Here is a 23,363-nt window from a genome sequence, read left to right as displayed (position 1 = left end):
TACCTTTCGGCCTGTCTACACGTGTCCAGTCCATGGTCTCGCCCTTATCCGCCGGGGGAAGCAGCGATGGGACGATCAATTCCGGGAGCTGGCATGCATGGTGCCCGAGCGCGGAGCTGAACTGGATCGTCTGATTGACGATGCGGAGCAGCGGTCCGCATCGCCATTGCAGGCATATGTCCTCGATCGCCTCGACGGCGCGTCCGGGCCGGAGTGGCTTGGCGGGCAAACGCTGGAGCAAGCAGTGCGGAGCACAGAGATGCTCGGGATGCGTATCCAGTTCGGGGCCTCGAAGAAGCCGTCCGAAATGACGCCAGACAATTGGGGCGCGGCGGGCCGAGCCGGCTACGAAGTTACATCGAGAGGGGAGCCCGCGATCCGCGATGCGCTGCATCAGATGCAGGCGGAGTTTCGTGGAGTGAGCGGAAAACCGGGATGCCGCGAAATCTTCGGACCGTTCTACGAAGCGCTTTCCTCAACCAAGAACCGCAAGGATGCGGGCGACATCACGCGCATCTTGCGGGAGCATATCTTCGATACGATGGACGTTGCCGCCGGTCAGGCCGTTCTTGGGTGTGTGCTCGACGAGCGCCGGTTGCACAGCGTGCAGTCCCTCGCCAGCGAAACCGGGCTTGATCCCCGGACGCTTCGGAACGTCCTCGCCGCGCGCGGCCTCATCCCGGTCGAGCAGAGAATCACTGGCCACCATGTGTTCGACGCGGAGAAAGGCCGAGAAGTCGCGGGCTCAGTCCTTCGCCTGACCCATGTCAGCGCACTCCGCAAGGCGCTGGGCTGCACGCGCCCTCTCGCGGATCAGCCCCTCGATGAACGCCTTCTCCACGCGATCTCGGACGGTTCGAGCACTGCCGCTGGTCGAACCTGGAAAGGAGTGGACAACCGCGAGATCGAGCGCTTTCTCGAAGCGCTTCGTGACGCAGCGCGCCCCGTGGACATCGTCCCGACGGGGATGGTCCCCATTGCCAAGGCGGCCGAGAAGGCCAAGCTGCTCAGTGTCGAGATCGTGCACCTGATCCTCGGAGGTTTCCTCGACAACGTCGCACGGTTGCGCGACGGGAACGACTATTCGGCGATACTTGTCGATCCCGCTGAGGTTCGCGCCCAATCCCACTCCGTCCTGGCCGGCATGTGTGCTTCCGCCGCGTTCGGCCGCCTCAAGATCCCGAAGACCGCTGGCTGGGCTCTGGTCGGCCGCCGTGAAGGGCCTGGGCTCGATCCACTGGTCATCACTGGTCGGACACGACAGCATCAGTTCTACCGTTTTTCCGAGGAGGCCGTAGCTACCTTCATGTCCCAGTTCACGACGGAAGCTCGGCTCGCGACCAAGTATGATCTCGAGAGGCGGGTTGTGGTTTCTCATCTGAAGAACGCTCGGGTTCGACCGGCGCTTGATGCCTCCCAGATCGGTGTCAGCATCTACCGAGCTGTGGATATGCCTGAGCTTGAACTAACGTAGCGCACGATCTTCGAGCGAGATCAACTCGAGAGTCAGGTAAGTGAGAAATTCGAAAGAAGGCCGCCATTTTGACGGCCTTTTTGTTTTGCAGGTTCGAACCCATGCGCTATATCTCTTTAAGGCGCTGTCGCTCCGTTCGGTAGTCGGAATTGACGCCCGTGGTCCGAATGGACACGAATTGACTGTCGAATGGCCAAATTGGCGGATTTCGCGGTTTTTGCGCTACCAATAATCAAAGACTTAGCGGTGGCCGATGGCCATCTTTTGATGGTCGCTTCAGCTGTTTGCGGAGATCGTCGAGTTGGCGCACGGATGCCGGTTCAGGGACTGCACCCATCCCGTCGAACCGGGCTGCGCCGTTCAGGTTGCGATAGGCGAAGGAACCCTCGATCCAGCACGTCTTGACCGATGGCGAAAGCTCTCGGACGAAAACTTGGCAAATACCCGACAATCGTCCGGGCCGCGCAAGGCCAGTCGGCGCAACTAGGTTTGATAGGCCTTTCGCGATGTTTTCGGCCCTTGGACGGAGCCGCTCCGCGGCATTGGCGCATTTGGCTGATTGAGTGAGCCGCCTATAGCGGCGCGCATTATGCGATCTGACTGACCTAGCTGACGATTGGGACCTTCTCAATCATCAGACAGGAGGTTCCCATGACAGAGGAGAGAGTATCCGTCTTGATCAAGCGGTTTTTGACGCCCACTTGCGATCAGCTTTGACCAAGGCATTGGCCATCTCGATGAGCTTGCGCATTCCGGCGACGATGGCGACTTTGGCGGGTTTCCCGGCGTCGCGGAGCGCGGTGTATTTTACCTTAAGATCCGGGTTGAACCGTGTGGCGACCAACGCGGGCATGTAGAGGGCGTCGCGCAACGGTTTGCGGCCGCCGCCGATGAACGCCTTGCCCTACCATTGACCCGATTGGCGGGTGATGGGGGCGAGGCCCGCCAAGCTCGCGACCTGTTTGCGTTCGATTGTGCCGATTTCCGGCATTAGGGTCAGCAGTGTAGCGGCGGTGACGGCGCCGATCCCGGGCATGGAGCACAGAATATCGCGGCTGCGTGCGGTGGTCTCGCGCGTCCCGATCAGCCCCGCGATTTCGACGTCCAGCTCGGCAATCCGACGTTCCACCTGGGCAAGTCACGCCTTGCTCTGGCGTGTCAGGACGGTGATGTCCTCGGTCTGGGCACGGTTACGCAGTCTCGTGCGGTCCTTGATCAATCCGGTGCGCGCGGCGTGCAAATCCTTGAGAGTGCGCGCCTCCCTAGACTCAGGCGCTTGGGGCTCAAGGGTGAATCCCGCGCCCATCCGCGCCAGCATCTGTGCATCCACCGCATCGGTCTTGGCCCTCGTGCCATGCGCATCGGCGAACCGGCGCGCTTGCAGCGGGTTCTTCCGGCAAGCGCCGCCTCGAACGCTTTGTGATATGGTCCTGGCGGCTCGAACACGATCCGCGTCACCGGCGCCTTGCCCAGCCATTTGACCAAAGCACGAAATCCCGCAGCCGCATTCTCGAAGCGCTGTGCCGCACCATCTTCCAGCCGAAAGACATCGAGATGGGATTTCGAAATGTCGATTCCGATGGTATGATCAGTCATCTTCGCCGTGTCCTATGCTTGTCATGCGTGGCTCAAACACGCGTATCCGTTCAGGCCCTGCGGTAAAGACGGCGGTTGATCATACTCTCACACGGTCCCTGTCGACCCAGCACGCTGCGATCCAACCGCCGCCACTGCCCGCCATAATTGCGTGTCGAACAGTGGCTTCCAATCATTGGGAAGCCGAGATCTTCATAAGACAAGCATGGGCAAGCGCGCGGCTACATTGAAACTGCTTGACCCGACGGGCCGAGCCTGTGTCCATGCACCAGTCGGTCAGACTGCCCGTGGCGTGGAATAGCTGCCCACGATGCCGTGGAATCGGTGCCCATCTTCCGTGGAATACGCACTCATCCGAAGCGATTGTTCGTGTTTGACGCGGCGAAGGTCGGCTCCAAGCCCTTCTTGACCGCGTTGGACCTGAAGGACATTGCAGTTGCAGCATTGAAGGGACCGACGTGACCGGCCCGGAGCCGACCTTCGTATCAATACTAGCCGTCTCGGCGAAGTTTCCCCGATCCAGCCATTCGCCGCAGCTGCGAGATTGGAATCGAGGTGATCGCACGCGATACCTTCGTGGTGGGATTACAAGTCCGGCCGCTGGATGGTCTCGAGATGCCGCCAGATCGCCAGCATGTCTTCCGGGACGGGGGTGCCGATGCCTTCTTCGATTTCCACGACCACGGTCGGACCCAGGGCGAGATCCCGGAAGGCCGGCATGGCGTCTCCCCCGTCGTGCATCCTGGCCAGGACCTCGATGCTGGGGAACGTGCCCCTTGCGTCCATCGCCAGGTGCGTCAGGTCCGGTGCGCTGCCGCCGCGGCCATCCGAACCATGGCAGGCCGCGCAGGTCTGCTGGAACAGCATGGCCCCGCGCGCAGGGACCGACCGCTCGGGGCCCGGGCTGCATGCGGCCAGCCCCAGGCTGGCCAGCATCATCGTCAAAGCCGTTGTTCTACGCCCCATGCGGGCCTTCCCCCTGTATGTCGTTCTGTGTCGATCCTGCCGACAAAGGTCATCACGCGCCTTGACCCTGATCAAGGCCATGTGGATGCGGGAAGGGATAGGATTGGGCGGCATGACCGATATTCCCACGCCTCCGCCCGACCTCGACATCGGCCACGATACCGATCACGGCGCCGCGCCCTATCTGCGCGAGGCGGTGCTGGGCGCCATCGACGGGGCCGTGACGACATTCGCCATCGTCGCCGGCGTGGCCGGCGCGGGGTTACCCATCGGCGTGGTGCTGGCCCTCGGGACGGCCAACGTCGTGGCGGACGGGTTCTCGATGGCGGCGGGCATCTACGCGGGCGGGCGGGCCAACATGGAGGACGCGGCGCGCCGGCGTGCCTGGTTCACCGCGCTGGTGACGCGCGACCCCGCCGCGGCCCGGGCGCGCCTGTCGCGCCTTCTGGCCGCGCGCGGCCTGACCGGAGACGCCCTGGTCCAGGCGACCGAGGCCATCGGGCAAAGTCGATCCGCCTGGATCGGCCTGCTGGTCGACGGCACCGACGCGCCATCCACACCGACGCCCGCCCGGGATGCGGTGGCCACCTTTCTGGCTTTCCTCTGCTGCGGTCTTCTGCCGCTTGTGCCGTTCGCCGTGGGTGTGCCGCATCCCTTCGCCACGTCGGCCCTGGCGACGGCGGTGACGTTCGCCGGAATCGGCGTTCTCAAAAGCCGGTGGTCGCTGCGGCGGTGGTGGACCTCTGCGGCCGAAACCCTTCTGATCGGGGGGACCGCCGCCCTGATCGCCTATGGCGTGGGGCGTCTCTTCGAGGGGTGAGGGAAGTCGTTGACGGCCCATTGCGGACCTTCCTTATACCGACATTTGCTGCGCCGCAGCTACGTCGAAGTGATATGTTCAGGCCTCACAACTCCGGCCGAGCACCGTCGCAGCAAGCCAGTTTGCGCAATCAAAAGGGCCCCGGAAACACTCACTGCCGGGGCCCCTCTTCGATCGCAGTTCAGGCTACTCTGGCGCTATGGAAAAGAGCATCGTCTCGCCGGAGTGGTCGTCGACGCCGTCGTTGTCGGTCGACACCCACATTGTGCCATCTGCTGCGATCGCCAGACCTTCGACCTTGTCGAGGACGTAGCCCCCGGTCGAGGTCAGGTAGGGCAACAGATCGACGACGCTTTCGGGTTCGAGCACGGCAGGTGTCTCGCCGAGGGACACCATCTGGTCGAGCGCACCGAGAGGAACCTGCGTGATGCCCTTCGTCACCGCGCGAGCGTCAAGCTGGTTGTCGCGTTCTATGAAATAGACCGTGTCGTCATGCGCGACGATCTCGGACAGGCCGACCCAGCCGGTCGCCGGTTCCGTCAGAGGATAGTGGATCACCGACCACTCCTCGGTCCCGAGGTCGTAGCCCAGCACCTTCGCGTGGTTGGCCGGATCGTCGCGCCATGGACGCTGGACGGCGACGTAAAGCATGTCATCCACGCGGGTGATCCCCTCGAAGCCGAAGCGGCGTTCCACGGCCAGCAGCGCCTCGGGCAACGCGATGTAGTCCTCAATCGCGCCATCGGCCGCGACGTGATAGATCGCGTGCGGCACCAGACGATCCGAGCGTCCTTCGGATGCGATCCAGAACCCGCCCTCTCCGTCGAGAGCGATGCCTTCCATGTCCATCAGTTGCGCTGGCTGACCTTCGCGCGTCACCCGGATCGCCTCGATGATCCGCGCCGGGGTCTGCGTCACGTCGATGCGGAAGATCGTCGGCTGCATGCCGTAGAAGCTGTCGGAGACGGCGTACATCGTCCCATCCTCGGCCATGACCTGGCCCGAAATCGCCCCCCAGCCGGTCAACTCGTCCATCCCTTCTGAGGTCAGGTGTGGGTAGGTTGCCGGTGCGTCCTGATACTCGAAGATCATCATATGGGCGCGCGGGCCCGCGTCGTCTGTTTCGTTGGCCGAGATCAGCAGGTTACGCTCGGGGATGGTGACGTAGCCTTCCGGACCGATCCCCGAAGGCAGAAGCTGGTTCAGGACCGGGGACGCGGGATCGGTGATGTCGTAGACACCGACGACCGAGGCGCGCTCGGCACCGACGAAGACGAAGGGCGTGTCGCCGAAGGTGTCGAAGGTCACGCTCTCGGGCTCGACGCCCTTGTTGCCGGACCGGTCCTCCGGGTAGTGGCCGATCTGCACGATGGCGTGCTCGAAATCCGTGCCGGAGTCGTAGACGACTTCGCTGTCCTGGCTGAAAATGGTCCAGCCGCGCGACCCACCGTCCATGTCGCCTTCGTTGGCCGTGGCGAAATGCGTCTCGTCGATCCATGTGACGCTGTCGGGCTCACGCGGCACCGTGATCGTGTCGGTGAAGACGAGCGCGCCCTCTTCCTCGGTATCGACGCCCTCAAGCGTGACCTCGCCCGCAGAGAAGTGGTTGATGACCGAACCGTCGGAGGACAGCACGACGATGTGGTTGTTCTCTTGCATCGTCACGACGACTTCGTTCTCGGCGTTGATCGAGACGAACTCGGGCTCGGGGTCTTCGGGGGCGATTTCGGCCAGACCGGTGACATCGGCAATGCGGGCGGTGTCGCAGTCGATCAGGCCCTCGTCGGTCAGATCGACCATGAAGACGGACCCGGCGGGCATCTGGCCCACGCGACCGTCGCCCAGATCCTCGTCCCGCTCGTTCTCGATGGCCACGGCGAGGAAGGAGCCGTCGGGCGCGATGCCGACGCTGTCGGGCTGACCGGGCAAGTCGCAGCGACCGACTTCCGCTTGGGTGGTGACGTCGATCTCGACGAGGTAGCCCGAGGGATCGGTGTAGCTTTCCGACGTGTTCACGCCGGCCAGAGCATAGCTGCCGATCACGGCGACCGAGGTGGGCTCGCCTTCGGGCATGAACGTCCCGGCGGCGACGGGATTCGCGGGATCGGTGATGTCGATGAAGCCGATCGAGCCGCCGGGGCTGTCGGTATACACCAGCGTCATGCCGTCTTCGGTCGCAGCGATGATCTCGGCCGAGGTTTCTTCGGCCTCGGGCAGGTTATCGGCGACGCGGAAGGACGCGATGCGGTTGAAATTCATGTCCTGCGCCACGGCGGGCGCGGCGAGACAGATGAAGGCCGACGATATCGTCAGCGCACGACAAGCCATTGTGTGGTCTCCTGAGGCGATCTGCGAGCAAGCGCGCCGCGGCGCGCTACGGCGCGGTTATGCTCACGGGTGTGTGACAGGCGCGCGACACCGGGCGCGCCTACATCCGCACCTTAGCGGTGGTGGTGCCCCGGATCAGGGCCCAGGCCGGGATCAGGGCGACGCAGGTCGTCGCGGCGATGAACCCTGCCACAAGGTGCACTTCCGACCAGCTAAGGCCGACCGGGATCGCCACGCCGGTGCGGGCCGCGATGATGCCCGACAGGATCGCCGCGACGGCCCATCCGACAGCCAGCCCAAGAAGGCCGCCGAGGGCGAGCAGCGCGGCGCCGTAGGACCAGACCAGCGCGATCAGGAAGCGGGTCGGCGCACCGAGCGCGCGGAGCAGCGCCATGTGCCGCTCGAACAGGCGCAGGAGCATGACGAGACCGGTCAGCACGCTCGCCGCGACGAGGAACTGCGCGACGAGGCTCATGAGCGACATGGCTTGCCGGATATCGCCAAGGATGGCGTAGAGTTGGCTCAGCACCGCGCCGGGCAAAAAGGCCATCGTCTGCGCGTCGCGCGTATAGCCGGAGATCAGACCGTAGGATTGCGCGAGGGTTTCCGGCACGACGATGACGGCGGGTGTGCCGGGAAAGAGGTCGGGATCGAAGGGCGGGCCAAGCGGCTCATCGTGATCCTCGGCGTGGCCTTCTTCCTCAGGCGCGTGGCCCGCCGCAAGCCCGTGGACGCTCCAAACAGATTCGATCGGCACGAGCACGGCGCGGTCCCAAGGGGTGCCGGTCGGTGCCATGCGGCCGACTACTTCGTAGTGAAAGTCGCCATGCGCCTCCATCTCGACGAAAGAGCCGTGGCCGTGTGCCGGTTCGATCTCACCGCCCAACGGGACGTCGATCAGCGCACCCACCACGGCCTCGTCCTCATGTTCGAAGATGCGCCCCTCGACGGTGTCGTCGCTCAGATGCGAGACGAAACCCTCGACCGTGCCGACAACCGGATCGCCCTCGAAACTGTCGCCGAAGGCGATGGGGGCGGCCAGCCGGACACGCGGGTCAGCCTCGATCTCGGCATATGTGGCCCCGTCGATCAGCGGCACATCGGCGGGCCTCAGGTACACGGCGGCCAACAGCATCGTGATCTCGCTACCGGGGGCAGACACGACGATGTCGAATTTCGATGCGGCGTCGGCCGTGCCCCGCCGCAGCCCCCGTTCCTGCGCGACGAGACCGATCCCCATCCCCACCGAGATCGCGATGAGGGCGACGAACACCGCGTTGATCCAGCCGAACCGCCGGATCATACCGAGCGCGAGCGGCCATGGCGCGAAACCACGAAGGAGCGCGCCGCCGATGACGGCCACGGGAAGAAGCAGGGCGAGGAGGATCAGAAGATCCTGCCCCAGGATCGGCAGGCCGGCCCAAAGATCCCTCATTCCGCGACCCGCCCGTCGGCAATGCGCAAGGTGCGGTCCATGCGCGCGAGCAGCCGTTCGTCATGGGTCCCGCAGACAAGCGTGCGTCCCTCATCCCGTGCGGCTGCCATCAGATCGTCGGCCAATGCGTCCGCCGCTTCTCGATGCAGGCTGGCGGTGGGTTCATCCGCCAGCAGGATCGGCGCGTCGGCGGCCATGGCGCGGGCGACCACGACGCGCTGGCGCTCGCCCCCCGAAAAGCTTGCAACGCGCCGTGCGCCTGCATCGATGCCAAGACGGGTGAGCCGGTCTGCCGCCCGGTCGCGGATCGCGCGGCGCTGCGCCTTCGGCGCGTAGAGCGCGGGCAGACCTGCGTTGCCAAGTGCCGACAATTCCTCGAACAGCAGGTGATCCTGGAAGATCATTCCGATCCGGTCGGCCCGGAACCGGGCCCGCCCCGCAGGCGTCTGCGCGACAATCTCGGTCCCGTCCCAGTCGATGCGCCCCGTCATCTGCGCGGCCATTCCCGCCAGCGCGTAGAGCAGCGTCGACTTGCCCGCTCCGGACGGTCCTGAAATGCCAAGCGCCGTTCCCGGCGCGAGGTCGAGTTCGGGCACGTCGAGAATACGGCGGCGGCTCTCTCCGGTGACCACGAGGTCGCGCAGGCCAAGGGTCGCACCACGCGCCATGTCAGCGCCCGAACGTGGCGTCGGTCAGGCGCATCTGGCCCACGAAGCCCGTCTCGGGGTCGGTGAACTCATCGAGGCTCAGCACCCCGCGCGTGTCGATGCCCACGGTGTAGTAGACCGGGTCCACCACGCGCTTGGTCTGTACGGGCAGGATATCCTCGATCCACTCGGTCTCGGACTCGCAGAACGGGCAAACGGCCATGGGGCGGCCTGTCAGGACGAAGAAGCTCGACTGCGCCTTGAGCGGCGGAGCCATGTAACCTTCCACGCTGATGCGTTGGCCCGCGAGCGACCGGGCGAGATCGGAGAACCCGCGTTCGCGGGTGTAGAGGTCGCGCACCTTGATCGCCTCGCCCGGATCACCCGGCGCTGCACGCAAGATCGCAGGCGCGGCGAGGAATGGGGCGGTTATCTCGAAGCCCCGGTAAAATGGTATGCCGATACCCAACCGCTTTCATATTCGCGCGGCGTCTCTCTGCGCATGAGGCGTTGCCGGCAGTCGGCTTCTTTCATGGTAAGGGCCTGCCGACACGCGGATAGCTCGGAGGAAGGAAAAGACAAAGAAGGCCCGGGCAGATGCGCGGGGCTTCTTCCAGAATCTATGGCTCAAGGATAAAGCCCTACATTGTCGAGGCACCTGGGGCAGAGCGAACCCATTGCATGCTTCAGGTTGCATCCGACTGCCTGCATCACTCCGGGAATTTTCCTTCGACCACCTTCATGATGAGAGAGCGGCGCCAGCGGCTCGAACGCCCTTGTTTCTGCGCTTTGGGAAACGTTCCGCGGGCTATGCCGCGGTAGATGCTTGCCTTGGAGCGAGCCACGATCTCACAGACCGCCGTGATCGGCAGCAGAACATCGTGGGGGGTGTCTTAGTGGTTCATTCTTCTCCTCCGATTGCTGAACTGGAGAAGAAATGATGTCGATCAGGTTTCGCCGGAAACGCGGATATGCCAGTAATCGTGTCTGAACCAATCGATCAAGGGAGGGAAGTCTGTCGTCCCGGAGCAGCGTCCGCACAATTTCGACCAGCTCTTAGGTTCTAAAATCCATCGCAAATCAATGTTTTATAATTGGTGCCCGGGGGCGGAATCGAACCACCGACACGAGGATTTTCAATCCACTGCTCTACCCCTGAGCTACCCGGGCACGGGGACGAAAGATGCGCTCTTTTCGTCCGGGTGGCGACCTCATACGCGGCCTTTGAAGTATCGTCCAGAGGGTAGGGGGTGAAAATTCACTGCTCTTGCGGTGGGGGTGGTACGGTGTCTTCGTCCCACCCCTCTTCGTCTTCCGCGGGCACCGCGTATGAGCCAGAGAGCCACTTTCCAAGATCGATATCGGCGCAGCGCTTCGAGCAGAACGGCCTGTATTTCGGATCCGGGTCCTTGGTGCAAATCGGGCAGGGCATGTCAGTCCTTCGCGATGAGATGGAGAGGCAGGCGTTCGCGTTTGCGCTGAAGCTCGAAATGGCCCAGCGGGGTCCAGCCGGCCAACGTCGTGTCGATGGCATCCGGGCGGAATGCGGCGCGCAAGGCCTGTTCAATGGTGCGACGTTCCTTCTTGGGCGCAGGTGCCATATCGACGGTTATCTGACCGCCCAAACCGCGGCATCGCAGGGCCGCAGGCAAACGGCGCGCGGCGGCAATGTTTGCCTTGAGACCAGCTGCGAGCGACGTATCGGCGCCCGTGTTCACGTCGACGGCGACAAGGGCGCGCGTCGGCTCGACCGACATCCAGTATCCGCCGGGCAGATCGATGCGTGGCGATGAAAGCGCGTCGATCATGTCGAGGATCCCGTGAACGCGGAAATTGCCCGGATCGGTGAACAGGGCATCAGGAACGGGCCATTCGCGCCAGGCGAGTGTATGGGGGTCGGGGCCGTCGACCAGAAGCTCGGGCTCTGCCCCGTCATCCGTTATGACGGAGCGCGCCAGTTCCAGCATCGCCGCGATATCGACCGCAATCTCTTCATCGTCGGCGGCTTCCGCCGAGGATCGAACGATGATTCCCAGGTCCTTGGGTGGGCCAGCCATATCGTGCACGAGTTCGAGAAGCAGATCGCGCCGCGTTTCATCCTTGATCTGGCGGGATATGTTGTAGCCCGGCTTGCCGGGGGTGACGATCGCGTAGCGTGACTTGAACAACGGTTCAGCAGAAACCGGTACGGCCTTGCCATCGTCGGCGTAGGAACTGACTTGGACCAGGATTGCGCTGCCCGGTGAAAGACCCTTGGCGTTGCGCAGATAGGCCCGCCCTTCTGGAAGGCGGAGCGTCACGCCACCCTGGCCTTTCAAAGGTCGATCTACGACGGCGCGATAGACAGTGCCTGGAAGCGGCGTGGCTTCATCGGGGGCCACGAGGAAGTCGTCCAGTTGACCGTCCACCACCCGTGCCGCGGCCAGCCGGCCGCGCCATGTGTCGAGATGTACCGTGCTTCCCTTCATGGGTGGCTCCAAAGCGGGAACCCGGCCGAGCCGAGAAGCGCCGCGGTTTCGGACAGGGGCAATCCGACCACGGCCGAGAACGACCCTTCGATCCAAGGGACAAACGCAGCAGCTGGGCCCTGGATTGCGTAGCCCCCCGCCTTCCCGCGCCAATCGTCGGACGCGATATAGCCGTCGATCTCGGTTTCCGTCAGCTGTTTCAGGCGTACCTGGGTCTGAACGACCTTTTCGCGAAGGCAGTCCTGGCTGCGGACGGCAACGGCAGTAATGACCTTGTGCCGACGCCCTGACATCAGACGAAGATAGCGCCTCGCCTCGTCGGCATCGGCGGGCTTGCCCAAAATGCGCCGACCTACCGAAACCGTAGTATCGGCCGTCAGCAGAATTTCGTCGGATGCAAGGGGAAGCGCCAAGGATTTTTCCCGCGCCATGCGTTCGCAGTAGGGGCGGGGAAGTTCGCCGCTTGCCGGCGTTTCATCGATATCAGGGCTCCGAATCTCGTCCGGTTTGACACCGATCTGAGCGAGAAGCTCTAGCCGGCGCGGAGAGCCGGACCCTAGGACAAGGCGAGGTGGGGGGGCAGAGGCCATCTTGATCCTTTCACCCGAAGACGAGGCAAGAGGCAAAAACGGCCCGCCTGCGCGAACCGCCGGGCAAGCATCGACGCACGATGCCTGACTTTACTTGAAACGGTAGTTGATCCGCCCTTTGGTCAGATCATAGGGGGTCATTTCGACCTGCACCTTGTCGCCAGCCAGAACTCTGATGCGGTTCTTCCGCATCTTGCCTGCCGTGTGCGCGATGATCTCATGGCCGTTTTCCAACTCGACCCTGAACGTCGCATTCGGCAGGAGTTCCTTCACGACGCCGGGAAATTCGAGAAGTTCTTCCTTGGCCATGTCGTCTCCATGTTTGTCGTCCGCCTGTTGCGAACAGCCGTTAGATGGGCGCATTCGCGCCGGGAATCAAGGCAGATCACGTGTCCTGCGTCATCGCGCAGAGCAAAGTGAACAGGCGCCGGGCGGTGGGTTCGTCGACCTCGGCCCTGTCGGCCATGCGGAGTTGTAACTGTCGTGCAGCTTCCTGATGGATCTCGCGCCGGGCGGTGTCGATCTCTTCGATGCGGGCAGGCGGCAGGGTCCGCACTGCATCCACATAGGCTTCACACAGGGTGCGGTAGTCCTTTGCGGTATGGGCAAGGGAACCCAGTGATATGCGAAAGTCGCCTTCGGTTCCGTCAGCGGCACGCCAGAAGAACGCAGCGCGACCGTGATCCATACCCAGGCGCAGGCTATATGGACCTTGGACGTGGTCCTTCACGGCAAAATGGTTTGATTCCTGAAGGTCGAACACCGCGACCCGGCGTTCCTGCTCCATTTCGGGGGAAGGCTCGGGCAATCCCCCCTCGTCGATTTCTATGCGTTCGAGATACATGTTCCGGCTCGCCATCCGTTCGTCTGGGTGAGCCTCCCTTGGGCGGTTTTGGCAGGTGCAACGCGTCATGTCGAGATCAGTTCAGTCGGTCCAGACGTGCGCGCACGCTCAGGCCGTGTGCTTCCAGGCTCTCGGACGTGGCCAGAGTTTCGGCCGCCGGGCCGATTTCCCTGAGGGACGCCGGGGTCATTTTAGCCATCGTGGTCCGCTTCATGAAATCAAGGACCGAAAGTCCTGACGAGAATCGCGCCGAGCGGGCGGTCGGGAGCACGTGGTTCGGGCCGCCAACATAGTCCCCGATTGCCTCGGGGGTCCATTTTCCGAGGAAGATCGCGCCGGCATTGGTGATATTGGCGGCCAGCGGCTCGGGTTCGGACACGCACAGTTCCAAGTGTTCGGGCGCGATCTGATCGGCCAGAAGCGCCGCTTCGCCAAGATCGCGCACCGTGATGACCGCCCCGTAGTCGCGCCAACTCGCGCCCGCGATCTCACGCCGTTCCAGCGTTTCCAGACGACGTTCGACGGCGACGGCAACGTCATCTGCCAAGCCCTGATCCGTCGTGATCAGGATCGACTGCGCGCTGTCGTCGTGCTCGGCTTGGCTGAGCAGGTCCAGCGCGATCCAGTCTGGGTCGTTGTCTTCGTCGGCGATCACGAGAATCTCGGACGGGCCGGCGATCATGTCGATGCCCACCCGACCGAATACCCTGCGTTTCGCGGCCGCGACATAAGCGTTGCCCGGCCCGGTGATCTTGTCCACCGCACGAATCGTTTCCGTGCCGTAGGCCAACGCTGCAATCGCCTGCGCCCCGCCGATGCGATAAATCGTGTCCACCCCGGAAATCCGCGCCGCCAGAAGAACCAGAGGATTGGCCGTTCCGTCCGGCGTCGGTGCCGTAACGACTAGGTTTGGGACGCCCGCGACTTTCGCCGGGATCGCGTTCATAAGAACGGAAGAAGGATAGGAGGCCCGCCCGCCGGGGACGTAGAGTCCTGCGGCACCCACCGGCGTCCATCGCCACCCCAGCGTCGCACCGCTTTTGTCGGTCCAGCTTTCGTCCTGCGGGAGTTGACGTTTGTGGTAGGCCCGTATGCGTGTGGCGGCCAGTTCCAGCGCCGCGCGCTCGTCCTCGGGGACGCGGGCGATCTCGGCTTCGATTTCGTCTTCCGAAAAGGCGAGACGATCCGGCGAGATGGTCATTCGGTCATAGCGTTCGGTCAGCTCGCACAGGGCGATGTCGCCCCGCGCCCGGATATCCGCGATTATAGCGGCGACCGTGTCGTCCACATCCGGCGAGTCCTCGCGCTTCATGGTCAGCAGACGGGCAAACCGCGTTTCGAAGTCAGGATCCGTGGTCGAGATGAATTGCGGCATGGCGGTTGTCCTTTTGCGCCGGGGTATCGCCTGCGCGGCGGCCCGGCAAGAACCCGCGCTCAGATGTCGTGGCCGGGAAGCTTGCCCGAGGGGGCGATATAGGGCCGGGTCACGTCGCGCAACGTGGCTTCCAGCGCTTCGACGGTCAGTTCGATGGCGCCGTCGCCAGCCAAAGTGAACAGAAGACGTCCACCGCCATCTTCCCCCGGCTCGAGCGATATCGACAGCAGGGCGCAGATCGTGTCCTTGTCCGCGCGGTCGATGCCCTGGGTCCGAATGGACATCACGTCCTCGACGACCAGAACAGAGCGGACGCGTTCGACATCTCGCGCCCCTTGGACGCGCGGATCCTCGCGACGCAGCCGGTTCAGAAGCAGGCCGAATCGCCTTTGTGGCCGGTCCCACGTCATTTCGGACATCGGAAAGACCGCGTCCTGGCACAGGGACGACACGACCTGCAGATCGTCGGGGTCAAGGGCCTTCAGCCGCAGGGGACCGCTGCGCGCGTCCTGGAATCGGGCGTCATTGTCGCTCATTCCTCTTTGACCCGTTCGATCCGGGCGCCTACTGCGCCAAGCTTGCTTTCGACGTTCTCGTATCCACGATCCAGGTGATAGACCCGGTTGACCACCGTATCACCCTCGGCGGCCAGACCGGCAAGGATAAGCGACACGCTGGCGCGCAGATCGGTTGCCATGACGGGCGCACCTTTGAGGCGTTCGACGCCGTGAACCTTCGCTGTGCCGCCGTGAACCTCGATGCGGGCCCCCATCCGCGTCAGTTCGGGCGCGTGCATGAAGCGATTCTCAAAAATGGTTTCGTGCAGGGTCGAGGTGCCATCAGCGGTGCACAATAGCGCCATCATCTGCGCCTGGAGGTCGGTGGGAAAGCCGGGGAACGGTTCGGTCGTGACGTCTACCGCTCTGACCCTGTCGCCGCGGCGCCGTACTTTCAGGCCGCGCTCGGTCTGTTCGACGGAGACGCCCGCCTCGTCCAGTTTCTCGATAAACGCCCCCAGAAGGTCCATTCGGCCGCCGAGGCACTCGACTTCGCCGCCGCAGATGGCGGGGGCGAGCATATAGGTGCCAAGTTCGATCCGGTCGGTCACGACTGGATGGGTGGCCCCGCTCAGGGTATCGACGCCCTCGACGGTGATGCAACGGGTTCCGTCGCCTTCGATCCGGGCGCCCATGCGGCGCAAGCAATCGGCGAGATCGACTATCTCGGGCTCTTTCGCCGCGTTCTCGATCACGGTGGTGCCCTTGGCCAAGGTCGCGGCCATCAGCACGTTTTCCGTCGCGCCGACCGATGCCACGGGAAACTCGACCTTGCCACCCTTCAGACCACCTGCCGCAGAGGCGTGAACGTAGCCGTCTCGCAACTCCAGCTCGGCCCCGAGGGCTTCCAGGCCGCGCAGATGAAGGTCGACGGGGCGCGCGCCGATTGCGCATCCCCCGGGCAGTGACACGACCGCGTGGCCGGTCCGCGCCAGCAGGGGACCGAGGACCAGAATGGAGGCCCGCATCTTGCGTACGATGTTATAGTCGGCGACGTGGCTGTCTAGCGCGTGGGACGACAGCGACAGCACGCGCCCATCCTGAAGGGACGCGACCTCGACCCCCAAAGAGCGGAGAAGCGATGTCATCGTTGCAATATCCGACAATCGCGGCGCATTCGTAAGCGTCAGCGGCGATTCACTCAGAAGGGTCGCGGGCATGAGGGTGAGGCACGCGTTTTTGGCGCCGGCGATGGGGATTTCCCCCCGCAGTTCCGCACCACCCGTGACGACGATGGAATCCATGACCTGTTTCCTTATTATGCCGACGTATCCGAACCGTCCGTCTCACGCGCCTTCGCCTGGTCCTTGCGCCGCTTAATATTCTCTTTCAGCGCAGCTTTCAGACGATCCTCGCGCAGTTCGCGCGGGCTTTTCGGCGTATCGGTGTTCTGCCTCTTTGCCATGGTTTGGACATAGACCAGCCACCGGGCAGGGTCTAGCTGGTAGGAGGCGGACTTTAGGCTTCCAAAAGGCTTCCAAAAATCCGGCGACCCCACTTGCGCGCTTTCCCGGTTCCGTCTAAGGACCCGCCACCGACGCGGGCTGCCGTAGCTCAGGGGTAGAGCACTCCCTTGGTAAGGGAGAGGTCGAGAGTTCGAATCTCTCCGGCAGCACCATTTCCCATACTGATACCCCCAACTCTTATGACGTGCGGCAGTGATCGAAGAGTTTCGTGCCGTGTTTTTGGGCGCATCCTGCTTCCGGTGCGGTTCGAACGCAGTCGCTTCGTAGGTCTTGACCTTCCAGTAGGTGGAAGCCCTATCTCTGGGGCAATACCGAACGATTGGTGCCTTTTATGGACGAAACACAAATAACCGTGACCCTTTCCGGCCTGAACTGCGCGTCGTGTGTCGGGCGGGCCGAACGCGCGCTGCTGTCTATGGGCGACGTGCAGAGCGCAGAGGTGAATCTTGCGGCGTCGACCGCGCGTATTGTTGGATCCCCTGATTTGCGGGCGGCCCAGATCGATAAGGTGCTGCGGGACGCAGGCTATCCCGCGGTCAGCGTGACCCAGACCTTTCAGGTCGACGGAATGCGGTGCGCGTCCTGTGCGTCCCGGGTCGAACGCGGTATCGAAGGGGTGCCGGGCGTGATCGAAGCGCGTGCCAATCTGGCGGCATCCAATGTTCAGGTCGACTGGCTTGAAGGGATGACGTCAGCCCAGCGTATCGCGGAGGCTGGAACACGCGCGGGCTACGGTACCGCTCCGGTCGAAGACGGCGGGTCCGCGGTTGGCGACAAGCGGCGGGATGAAAGATTGTGGCTGCGACGTGATACGATCATCGCGGCAGTGCTGACCCTTCCGATTTTCCTGATCGAGATGGGCGGGCATTTCATCCCCGGGATGCAGTCGCTGGTGGCCGATACGATTGGGCGACAAACGTCTTGGGTCTTGCAGTTCTTCCTGACGACAATGGTACTATTGGGTCCGGGACGGCGGTTCCTCAAAAATGGGATTCCTGCATTGCTCCGCGGCGCGCCGGAGATGAATGCGCTTGTCGCCATCGGGACGTTGTCCGCTTGGTCGTTCTCGGCTGTAGCGACGTTTGCGCCGGGGTTACTGCCCGCACAGTCGGTCGCGGTGTATTTCGAAGCTGCTGCCGTCATCGTCACCCTTATCCTGCTTGGAAGGTGGATCGAGGCCCGCGCAAAGGGGCAGACCGGTGCGGCGATCCGAAAGCTGATCGACCTGCAGCCGCAATCGGCCCGCGTGATGCGGGACGGTCGGCACGAGGATGTGCCGATCAGCGAGGTTGCGGTGGGTGATCGCCTTCTGATCCGTCCGGGAGAACGTATTCCCGTGGATGGCGACGTAATCGAGGGTCGCAGCTTCGTGGACGAATCCATGCTGACCGGGGAAGCCGCTCCCGTTGATAAGACCACGGGCGGTGCGGTGACGGGCGGGACCGTGAATGGCGCGGGTTCCCTGACCATCGTGGCCAACGCCGTCGGTGAAGGCACTGTTCTGGCCGAAATCGTTCGCATGGTGCGTGATGCGCAAGGGGCCAAACTGCCGATCCAGCGATTGGTGGATCGGGTTGTGCGGTGGTTCGTGCCTGCCGTACTCGGGGTTGCGGGGCTTGCCGTCGGCGTATGGCTGCTGTTTGGCCCCGACCCCGCGCTTGGCTTTGCACTGGTGGCCGGAGTTTCGGTTCTGATCGTGGCGTGCCCGTGCGCCATGGGGCTGGCGACGCCGGTCAGTGTAATGGTTGGAACCGGTCGCGCGGCCGAGATGGGTATTCTGTTCCGCAAGGGTGATGCGTTGCAGGCCTTGGAAAACGTCGCGACCGTGGCGTTTGACAAGACTGGTACCTTGACCGAAGGGCGCCCTGAAGTGACCGAAGTTGTCGGCCATGGCGGTCTGGCCGAGAGCGAAATCCTGGCGCTGGCGGCCGCACTCGAACGGTCGTCGGAACATCCCGTTGGTGCCGCCGTCGTTCGCGCCGCCGAGGGCAGGGGCTTGGCGATATCCGCAGTGGAGAAGTTCGAGAGCCGGACCGGCCTGGGAATCAGCGGGCGTGTTGAAGGTTGCGATGTCTTGGTGGGTTCGGCCCGGATGATGCAGGGCGATGGGGTGGACACCGCCCCGTTGTCCGATGCGGTGCAGCGAATGGCCGAAAGCGGGCAAACGGCGTTCTTCGTCGCGAGCGGTGGGCAGTTGGCAGGCGTGATCGGCGTCGCCGACCCGATCAAGCCAGGGTCTGCACCCATGCTGGCGGCCCTGAAATCGCGCGGTATTCGCCCTGTCATGGTCACGGGCGATGCCCGAGCGACCGCCGAATCCATCGGACGGCGCCTGGGGATTGAAGACATCGTGGCCGACGTCCTGCCCGACGGCAAGCTGGCCGCCCTGCGAGACCTTGGCAGCGGGGTCGCTTTCGTCGGGGACGGCATCAACGATGCGCCCGCCCTGGCCGCGGCCGACGTGGGGATCGCGATCGGATCCGGCACGGATATCGCCATCGAGGCCGCTGACGTCGTTCTGATGTCTGGTAACCCGGCCGGCATTCTAACGGCCATTGACTTGAGCCGGGCGACCATGCGCAACATCCGGCAAAACCTGTTCTGGGCATTTGCCTACAACACGGCGCTGATTCCGGTAGCGGCCGGGGTTCTGTGGCCTTTCGCGGGTGTCTTGCTGTCCCCGATGCTGGCCGCAGGTGCAATGGCATTGTCCAGCGTCTTCGTCCTGACGAATGCGCTGCGATTGCGCCGAGCCGGAACAGCTCGACCCGATAGGCCCGCCAGCTCTCATAGTCCGACCCACGCGAGGCCCGCATGAACATCAAGGACGCGAGCGAGCTGACGCATGTGCCGGCGAAGACGATCCGCTACTACGAGGATATCGGCTTGATCGTCCCGCAAAGGGGGCCGAACGGATACAGGGTATTTTCCGACAGCGACGTGAACAAGCTGGGGTTCATCGGGCGGGCCCGCGCCCTGGGATTCACTATCGAGGATTGCCGCACTCTGGTGTCGCTGTGGGAGGACGATCGCCGCGAAAGTGCCGATGTGAAGCGGATCGCCGAGGACCATCTGGAGGCGATAGATGCAAAGATCGCCGCATTGCACGAAATACGCGAGACGCTGGACGATCTGGTTCATCGGTGTGCTGGGGATCACCGCCCGAATTGCCCCATCCTCGAATCGATCGGGAAGGAGCAGTCCTGAGCCGTTCATGATCCGGGCGGCGCACCCTTCGGCTGGGGGCGACTAAGTCCACCCCCAGCTCGCGCCTGCTCAGGTATTCCCCCAGGGGCCGTGCTGATCGCTGCGACCGTCGTCGGTGCGCGCGAAGCCGTGCAGGCCGAAGAAATCCCGCTGACCCTGGATCATGTTGGCCGTGCCACGCGTCGTGCGTTGCGTGTCGAACGCCGCCAATGCAGCGGCATGGGCGGGAACCGGTGCGCCCGATCGAACGGCCGTCGATACCATGTTGCGCAGACTGTCATGGGTCCGTCGCATGTGATCCGCGAAGAAAGGAGATGCGATCAGGCTGTGATTCGGAGCTTTCGACAGCGCTTCGGCCATGTCGTCCAGCATGGCGGACCGGATGATGCATCCTTCCCGCCACACCCGTGCGATCGCCGGAAGGTCCAGGGACCACGAGAACTCCTGCGATGCCGCCGCAAGCATGTCAAAGCCCTGAGAATAGCACAGGATCTTTCCGCAGATCAGCGCCTGTTCGATTGTATCCAGGGATAGGGCACCCTGCGGAATGCTGTTTGGTGCCCGGCCAAAGATTTGTTCGAGCTCGATCCGCTGTGCTTTGCGGGCGGACATGTTGCGCGCGGCGACCGCGGCTTCGATCACCGGAACGGGGGCGGCGAGGTGCTGCGCCTCGATGGCGGTCCAGCGGCCCGTGCCCTTTTGACCGGCGGCATCTTCGATGATCTCCAGAAGCGGGCGGCCCGTCTCGACATCTGTCGCACGGGCCACCTTCGCGGAAATCTCGATGAGATAGGACTGAAGGGGCCCCTCGTTCCACCGCGTAAAGGCATCGGCGATATCGCCCGGTCCCATGCCCAGACCGTCGCGCATCAGGCCGTAGGCCTCGGCAATCAGCTGCATGTCCGCGTATTCGATGCCGTTATGCACCGCCTTCACGAAATGGCCGGCCCCCTCATCACCCAGCCATTCGGCACAGGGTTCACCGTCGTGCTTTGCCGCGATGTCCTTCAGGATCGTCGCCACGCGGTCCCATGTCTTTCGCGGGCCGCCGCCCATGATCGAGGGGCCATGCCGCGCGCCGTCCTCGCCGCCCGATACGCCGATGCCCAGAAATGGCTGGGTCAGGTCGCGCATGCGCCGATTCGTATCTCGAAAATTCGCATTTCCGGCGTCTATGATGGCATCCTCGGGGTCGAGAAGTGGAACAAGCGCCTCGATCTGCTGATCCACGGCATCACCGGCGGGCACCATGAGTATGATCGCCCGTGGCGATGCGAGAGAAGCGACGAGGTCCTCAAGCGTTTGGGTCGGGGTAATGCGATCGGCGAACGAATCCGGCGCCGAGTCGGCAAACGCCGTCGTCTTCGACCCAGTCCGGTTCCAGACCGAGATGGCATGCCCCTTTTCGGCGATATTGAGTGCGAGTGCCGCCCCCATGGTTCCCAGCCCGATCAAACCGACTTCGCTTTTGCTCATTGCGCTCTCCCATCATCGTGTCGGCACCGGAGCTTAGGGGAAAAAGCTTCGATAGAAAGATCGGCCCGAGCGACCTGGATCGTTATCGCGCCAGAGCGGCCTTCATTGACGCTTCGGGAAAGCAGGTCGGCGTTTGTCCGGAAGCTTCCTGCCACCGCCCGATCGAGCGCCGGGTCTTGAAGCCGGGAAGGCCGTCCGCCCCGCCGACGTCATGACCCATTGCCTGAAGCGCGCGCTGCATCGCGGCCACGTCCGACCGGTAGAGGCCGCCGACATTGCCCCATCGGCCTTCGAAGTCGCCCATCCCGTACTGAATGCGGTCCCCCACATGGCCGACGAACAGCGCATAGAGATCGCTCATGTTGTACTCTTTCAGGACGTAGAAGTTGGGCGTAACGACGAAAGCCGGCCCGTTCCGTCCGGCGGGCATCAGAAGGTATCCTTCTTCCGCGCGTTCGTCTTCGGGGAAGGGGCGGCCGGATACGCGCGAAATCCCCATACGCTCCCACTCGGATATTGGTCGCCCCTGGTCGGGGCCCTCCAGCGCGCATGAGACCGAGGGTGGAACATTAACCTCGAATCCCCAATCCCTCCCGGGCACCCAGCCATGCTTGGCCAGGTAATTTGCGATGGAGGCAATGGTATCAGCCTCGGAGCGCCAGATGTCGGCGCGCCCATCCCCATCGCCGTCAGCGGCGTAGGTCAGAAAGCTCGACGGCATGAACTGGGGCTGTCCCAGGGCGCCGGCCCAACTGCTTTTCATTGCGCTTTCCGGTGCGTGGCCCGCTTCGGCGATCTTCAGCGCTGCGATCAGTTCGTCAGTAAAGTAGTCCGCACGCGTGCTCATGAAGCCTTTCGTGCCCAGAACCTCGAACGCGTCATGCGGAATGGCAACGCGTCCATAGCCGCTTTCGCGTCCCCAGATCGCAAGGACTATCCGACCGGGGACACCGGTCGCGCGTTCCACGGCGGCCAACGTTTCAGCATGTCGCGCCGCCATCTGCCGCCCCACCGACGTGGCCCCGTCGATGGAGTTTTGATTGAAGTACTTCCCGGGTGAACCGAACTCTGCCTGTCTTTGCCGGCGTTCGACCGGTGGTGCCGCACCGGGGGGGGCCAGATCGGGAAGATCCCAGTTCAGAGAAATACCTGCGGTGGCGGCGTCGAACGTGGCGCGAGAGACTCCGTCACGTGCGGCCCGCGGATAGATCGTCTGCTGTAGCCAGGATTGGAACTGTCGTTCGACCGACGGGCGGTCTTGGGCAACGGCGGACAGGGGGGCGGCGGCAAGCGCAATGCAGGTCACGATACAACGGATCACGGGGCAGGCCTCTCTTCTTTGGTGTCGCTGTAACCATAGAGCGCACGCCCTTTGGGCGCGACCGTGGCTGGATCATGCTTTCGTCAGGGAGCGGGCAGGGGGCGAAATGCGGCTTTCATCGGGTGATTCCCGGAGGCGAAGCGATCAAGCGGCGGTGAGGCGCGCTCGGGCTTTCCATCCCTTGCGTCGACATGGGGTCAAAAGTGCTGGAAAAGTGCTCACTGGCGGTCGAGGCGAGGCATTCTCTTGCGCGCTTTGAAAAACCCGCCTTTTTCTGCAGAAATCGCTTGCGGGGTGCGCGTGTGATCCGTAGAAGGCGCTTCACCGGCGGCGCTGAGGCGCTGGCGGGACGCTGGACGGGGCTGACGGGACTTGGGAAGTTGCTGCTGGAACAGGCGGTTGACGACTTGGAGGCCCTGAAGTTTACGAGGCGGCGCCAAACGGGGCGGATAGGAATTTCGGGACGGTCGCGAAAAAGCGGTTGACACTCGGAAGGACTTGAGGCAAACGCGGCAACCTAGATCGAGGACAAGGCAGGCGGGGCGCGCTGGTAGTTTAAGGCGCATCATGTCGGCTTTTTGTGCCGTGCTCTTTGAAACTGATGGTATCTGAAGAGATATGCGGGCGGTCACGGTTCATTTCGATGGATCAGCTCTCGTATATCGTCCCTCTAGCCTCCGGGTGATGATGAGGGAGACAGCTTCACTGTTTGGTGCGAGTTACTTCGGTGACTTTGACCAAGCAGAAAGCTTTCAGCGGTTATTTCGGGGTACCGGCCTTTAGCGGGTTGGTA

Annotated in this window: 23 protein-coding genes and 2 tRNA genes; 5 read left to right on the top strand and 20 right to left on the bottom strand. The window is 63.5% G+C overall.

What is annotated here, in order from left to right; genetic code table 11:
• Window positions 1–97: 97 nt before the first annotated feature.
• Window positions 98–1,474: a hypothetical protein gene (locus tag PAA8504_RS21185; protein ID WP_108896121.1), complete on the top strand. Its 1,377-nt coding sequence runs from the start codon at window positions 98–100 to the stop codon at window positions 1,472–1,474.
• A 679-nt stretch (window positions 1,475–2,153) separates the two neighbouring features.
• On the opposite strand, the gene PAA8504_RS22875 is transcribed toward PAA8504_RS21185, so the two are convergent.
• The 4 genes from PAA8504_RS22875 to PAA8504_RS21170 form a co-directional block, all read right to left on the bottom strand.
• Window positions 2,154–2,345 carry a hypothetical protein gene (locus tag PAA8504_RS22875; protein WP_370739720.1) on the bottom strand — a complete coding sequence of 64 codons (192 nt, stop codon included), beginning with the start codon at window positions 2,343–2,345 and terminating at the stop codon, window positions 2,154–2,156.
• Between the two features lie 33 nt (window positions 2,346–2,378).
• The gene (locus tag PAA8504_RS22870; protein ID WP_370739719.1) at window positions 2,379–2,603 is read right to left on the bottom strand and encodes a transposase; all 225 of its coding nucleotides are present in this window, start codon (window positions 2,601–2,603) and stop codon (window positions 2,379–2,381) included.
• A 9-nt stretch (window positions 2,604–2,612) separates the two neighbouring features.
• Window positions 2,613–2,804, bottom strand: a complete 192-nt coding sequence (locus PAA8504_RS22865; RefSeq protein ID WP_370739718.1) for a hypothetical protein — start codon at window positions 2,802–2,804, stop codon at window positions 2,613–2,615.
• A gap of 851 nt (window positions 2,805–3,655) precedes the next feature.
• Complete coding sequence (locus tag PAA8504_RS21170; protein WP_108896120.1) at window positions 3,656–4,036, bottom strand: c-type cytochrome; 381 nt, start codon at window positions 4,034–4,036, stop codon at window positions 3,656–3,658.
• A 112-nt stretch (window positions 4,037–4,148) separates the two neighbouring features.
• Here PAA8504_RS21170 and PAA8504_RS21165 point away from each other — a divergent pair, with 112 nt between their 5' ends.
• Complete coding sequence (locus PAA8504_RS21165) at window positions 4,149–4,856, top strand: VIT1/CCC1 transporter family protein (RefSeq protein WP_108896131.1); 708 nt, start codon at window positions 4,149–4,151, stop codon at window positions 4,854–4,856.
• 186 nt (window positions 4,857–5,042) lie between these two features.
• Here PAA8504_RS21165 and PAA8504_RS21160 read toward each other — a convergent pair whose 3' ends face one another.
• The 14 genes from PAA8504_RS21160 to PAA8504_RS22235 all read right to left on the bottom strand — a co-directional run bounded on the left by PAA8504_RS21160 (window position 5,043) and on the right by PAA8504_RS22235 (window position 16,505).
• Entirely contained in the window at window positions 5,043–7,184 is a 2,142-nt protein-coding gene (locus tag PAA8504_RS21160; RefSeq protein WP_108896119.1) for an esterase-like activity of phytase family protein, read from the bottom strand.
• Between the two features lie 100 nt (window positions 7,185–7,284).
• Window positions 7,285–8,619, bottom strand: coding sequence for an FtsX-like permease family protein (locus tag PAA8504_RS21155; RefSeq protein ID WP_108896118.1), 1,335 nt, complete (start codon window positions 8,617–8,619; stop codon window positions 7,285–7,287).
• Window positions 8,616–9,287 (bottom strand): ABC transporter ATP-binding protein, encoded by a 672-nt coding sequence (locus PAA8504_RS21150; RefSeq protein WP_108896117.1) that lies wholly within the window; start codon window positions 9,285–9,287, stop codon window positions 8,616–8,618. The genes PAA8504_RS21155 and PAA8504_RS21150 overlap by 4 nt, the downstream gene beginning before the upstream one ends.
• 1 nt (window position 9,288) lies before the next feature.
• Entirely contained in the window at window positions 9,289–9,735 is a 447-nt protein-coding gene (locus PAA8504_RS21145; RefSeq protein ID WP_245897731.1) for a hypothetical protein, read from the bottom strand.
• 626 nt (window positions 9,736–10,361) lie between these two features.
• Window positions 10,362–10,436: transfer RNA gene (locus tag PAA8504_RS21135), tRNA-Phe, on the bottom strand.
• 88 nt (window positions 10,437–10,524) lie between these two features.
• Window positions 10,525–10,698 (bottom strand): DNA gyrase inhibitor YacG, encoded by a 174-nt coding sequence (locus PAA8504_RS21130; protein WP_108896115.1) that lies wholly within the window; start codon window positions 10,696–10,698, stop codon window positions 10,525–10,527.
• A 1-nt stretch (window position 10,699) separates the two neighbouring features.
• A complete protein-coding gene (locus PAA8504_RS21125) occupies window positions 10,700–11,734 on the bottom strand; it encodes a ribonuclease E/G (RefSeq protein ID WP_108896114.1) in 1,035 nt (344 codons plus the stop codon).
• Window positions 11,731–12,324 carry a Maf family protein gene (locus PAA8504_RS21120; protein WP_108896113.1) on the bottom strand — a complete coding sequence of 198 codons (594 nt, stop codon included), beginning with the start codon at window positions 12,322–12,324 and terminating at the stop codon, window positions 11,731–11,733. Before PAA8504_RS21120 ends, PAA8504_RS21125 begins: the two co-directional genes overlap by 4 nt.
• A 90-nt stretch (window positions 12,325–12,414) precedes the next feature.
• A complete protein-coding gene (infA, locus tag PAA8504_RS21115) occupies window positions 12,415–12,633 on the bottom strand; it encodes a translation initiation factor IF-1 (RefSeq protein ID WP_007205486.1) in 219 nt (72 codons plus the stop codon).
• Window positions 12,634–12,709: 76 nt separating this feature from the next.
• Window positions 12,710–13,168 carry a UPF0262 family protein gene (locus PAA8504_RS21110; protein ID WP_108896112.1) on the bottom strand — a complete coding sequence of 153 codons (459 nt, stop codon included), beginning with the start codon at window positions 13,166–13,168 and terminating at the stop codon, window positions 12,710–12,712.
• Window positions 13,169–13,244: 76 nt separating this feature from the next.
• Entirely contained in the window at window positions 13,245–14,543 is a 1,299-nt protein-coding gene (hisD, locus tag PAA8504_RS21105; RefSeq protein WP_108896111.1) for a histidinol dehydrogenase, read from the bottom strand.
• A 59-nt stretch (window positions 14,544–14,602) separates the two neighbouring features.
• On the bottom strand, window positions 14,603–15,079 hold the full coding sequence (locus PAA8504_RS21100) for a DUF2948 family protein (RefSeq protein ID WP_108896110.1): 477 nt from the start codon (window positions 15,077–15,079) through the stop codon (window positions 14,603–14,605).
• A complete protein-coding gene (gene murA, locus PAA8504_RS21095) occupies window positions 15,076–16,344 on the bottom strand; it encodes a UDP-N-acetylglucosamine 1-carboxyvinyltransferase (protein WP_108896109.1) in 1,269 nt (422 codons plus the stop codon). The genes PAA8504_RS21100 and murA overlap by 4 nt, the downstream gene beginning before the upstream one ends.
• Before the next feature lie 14 nt (window positions 16,345–16,358).
• Window positions 16,359–16,505, bottom strand: coding sequence for a hypothetical protein (locus PAA8504_RS22235; protein WP_181375911.1), 147 nt, complete (start codon window positions 16,503–16,505; stop codon window positions 16,359–16,361).
• Window positions 16,506–16,643: 138 nt separating this feature from the next.
• Between PAA8504_RS22235 and PAA8504_RS21085 the strand changes: the two genes are divergently transcribed.
• The 3 genes from PAA8504_RS21085 to cueR all read left to right on the top strand — a co-directional run bounded on the left by PAA8504_RS21085 (window position 16,644) and on the right by cueR (window position 19,773).
• Window positions 16,644–16,718 (top strand) — tRNA-Thr (locus tag PAA8504_RS21085).
• A gap of 179 nt (window positions 16,719–16,897) precedes the next feature.
• Window positions 16,898–19,384: a heavy metal translocating P-type ATPase gene (locus tag PAA8504_RS21080; protein ID WP_108896107.1), complete on the top strand. Its 2,487-nt coding sequence runs from the start codon at window positions 16,898–16,900 to the stop codon at window positions 19,382–19,384.
• Window positions 19,381–19,773: a Cu(I)-responsive transcriptional regulator gene (cueR, locus tag PAA8504_RS21075; protein ID WP_108896106.1), complete on the top strand. Its 393-nt coding sequence runs from the start codon at window positions 19,381–19,383 to the stop codon at window positions 19,771–19,773. The genes PAA8504_RS21080 and cueR overlap by 4 nt, the downstream gene beginning before the upstream one ends.
• Before the next feature lie 69 nt (window positions 19,774–19,842).
• On the opposite strand, the gene gnd is transcribed toward cueR, so the two are convergent.
• Both gnd and PAA8504_RS21065 read right to left on the bottom strand, forming a co-directional pair.
• Window positions 19,843–21,249 (bottom strand): NADP-dependent phosphogluconate dehydrogenase, encoded by a 1,407-nt coding sequence (gnd, locus tag PAA8504_RS21070; RefSeq protein ID WP_108896105.1) that lies wholly within the window; start codon window positions 21,247–21,249, stop codon window positions 19,843–19,845.
• Window positions 21,250–21,331: 82 nt separating this feature from the next.
• The gene (locus PAA8504_RS21065; protein WP_108896104.1) at window positions 21,332–22,570 is read right to left on the bottom strand and encodes a lytic murein transglycosylase; all 1,239 of its coding nucleotides are present in this window, start codon (window positions 22,568–22,570) and stop codon (window positions 21,332–21,334) included.
• Window positions 22,571–23,363: the final 793 nt, after the last annotated feature.

Source organism: Palleronia abyssalis (assembly GCF_900302445.1).
Classification (GTDB): domain Bacteria; phylum Pseudomonadota; class Alphaproteobacteria; order Rhodobacterales; family Rhodobacteraceae; genus Palleronia; species Palleronia abyssalis.
The sequence above is the reverse complement of the archived record's forward strand: the minus strand, read 5'-3'. Positions and strand labels throughout refer to the sequence as shown.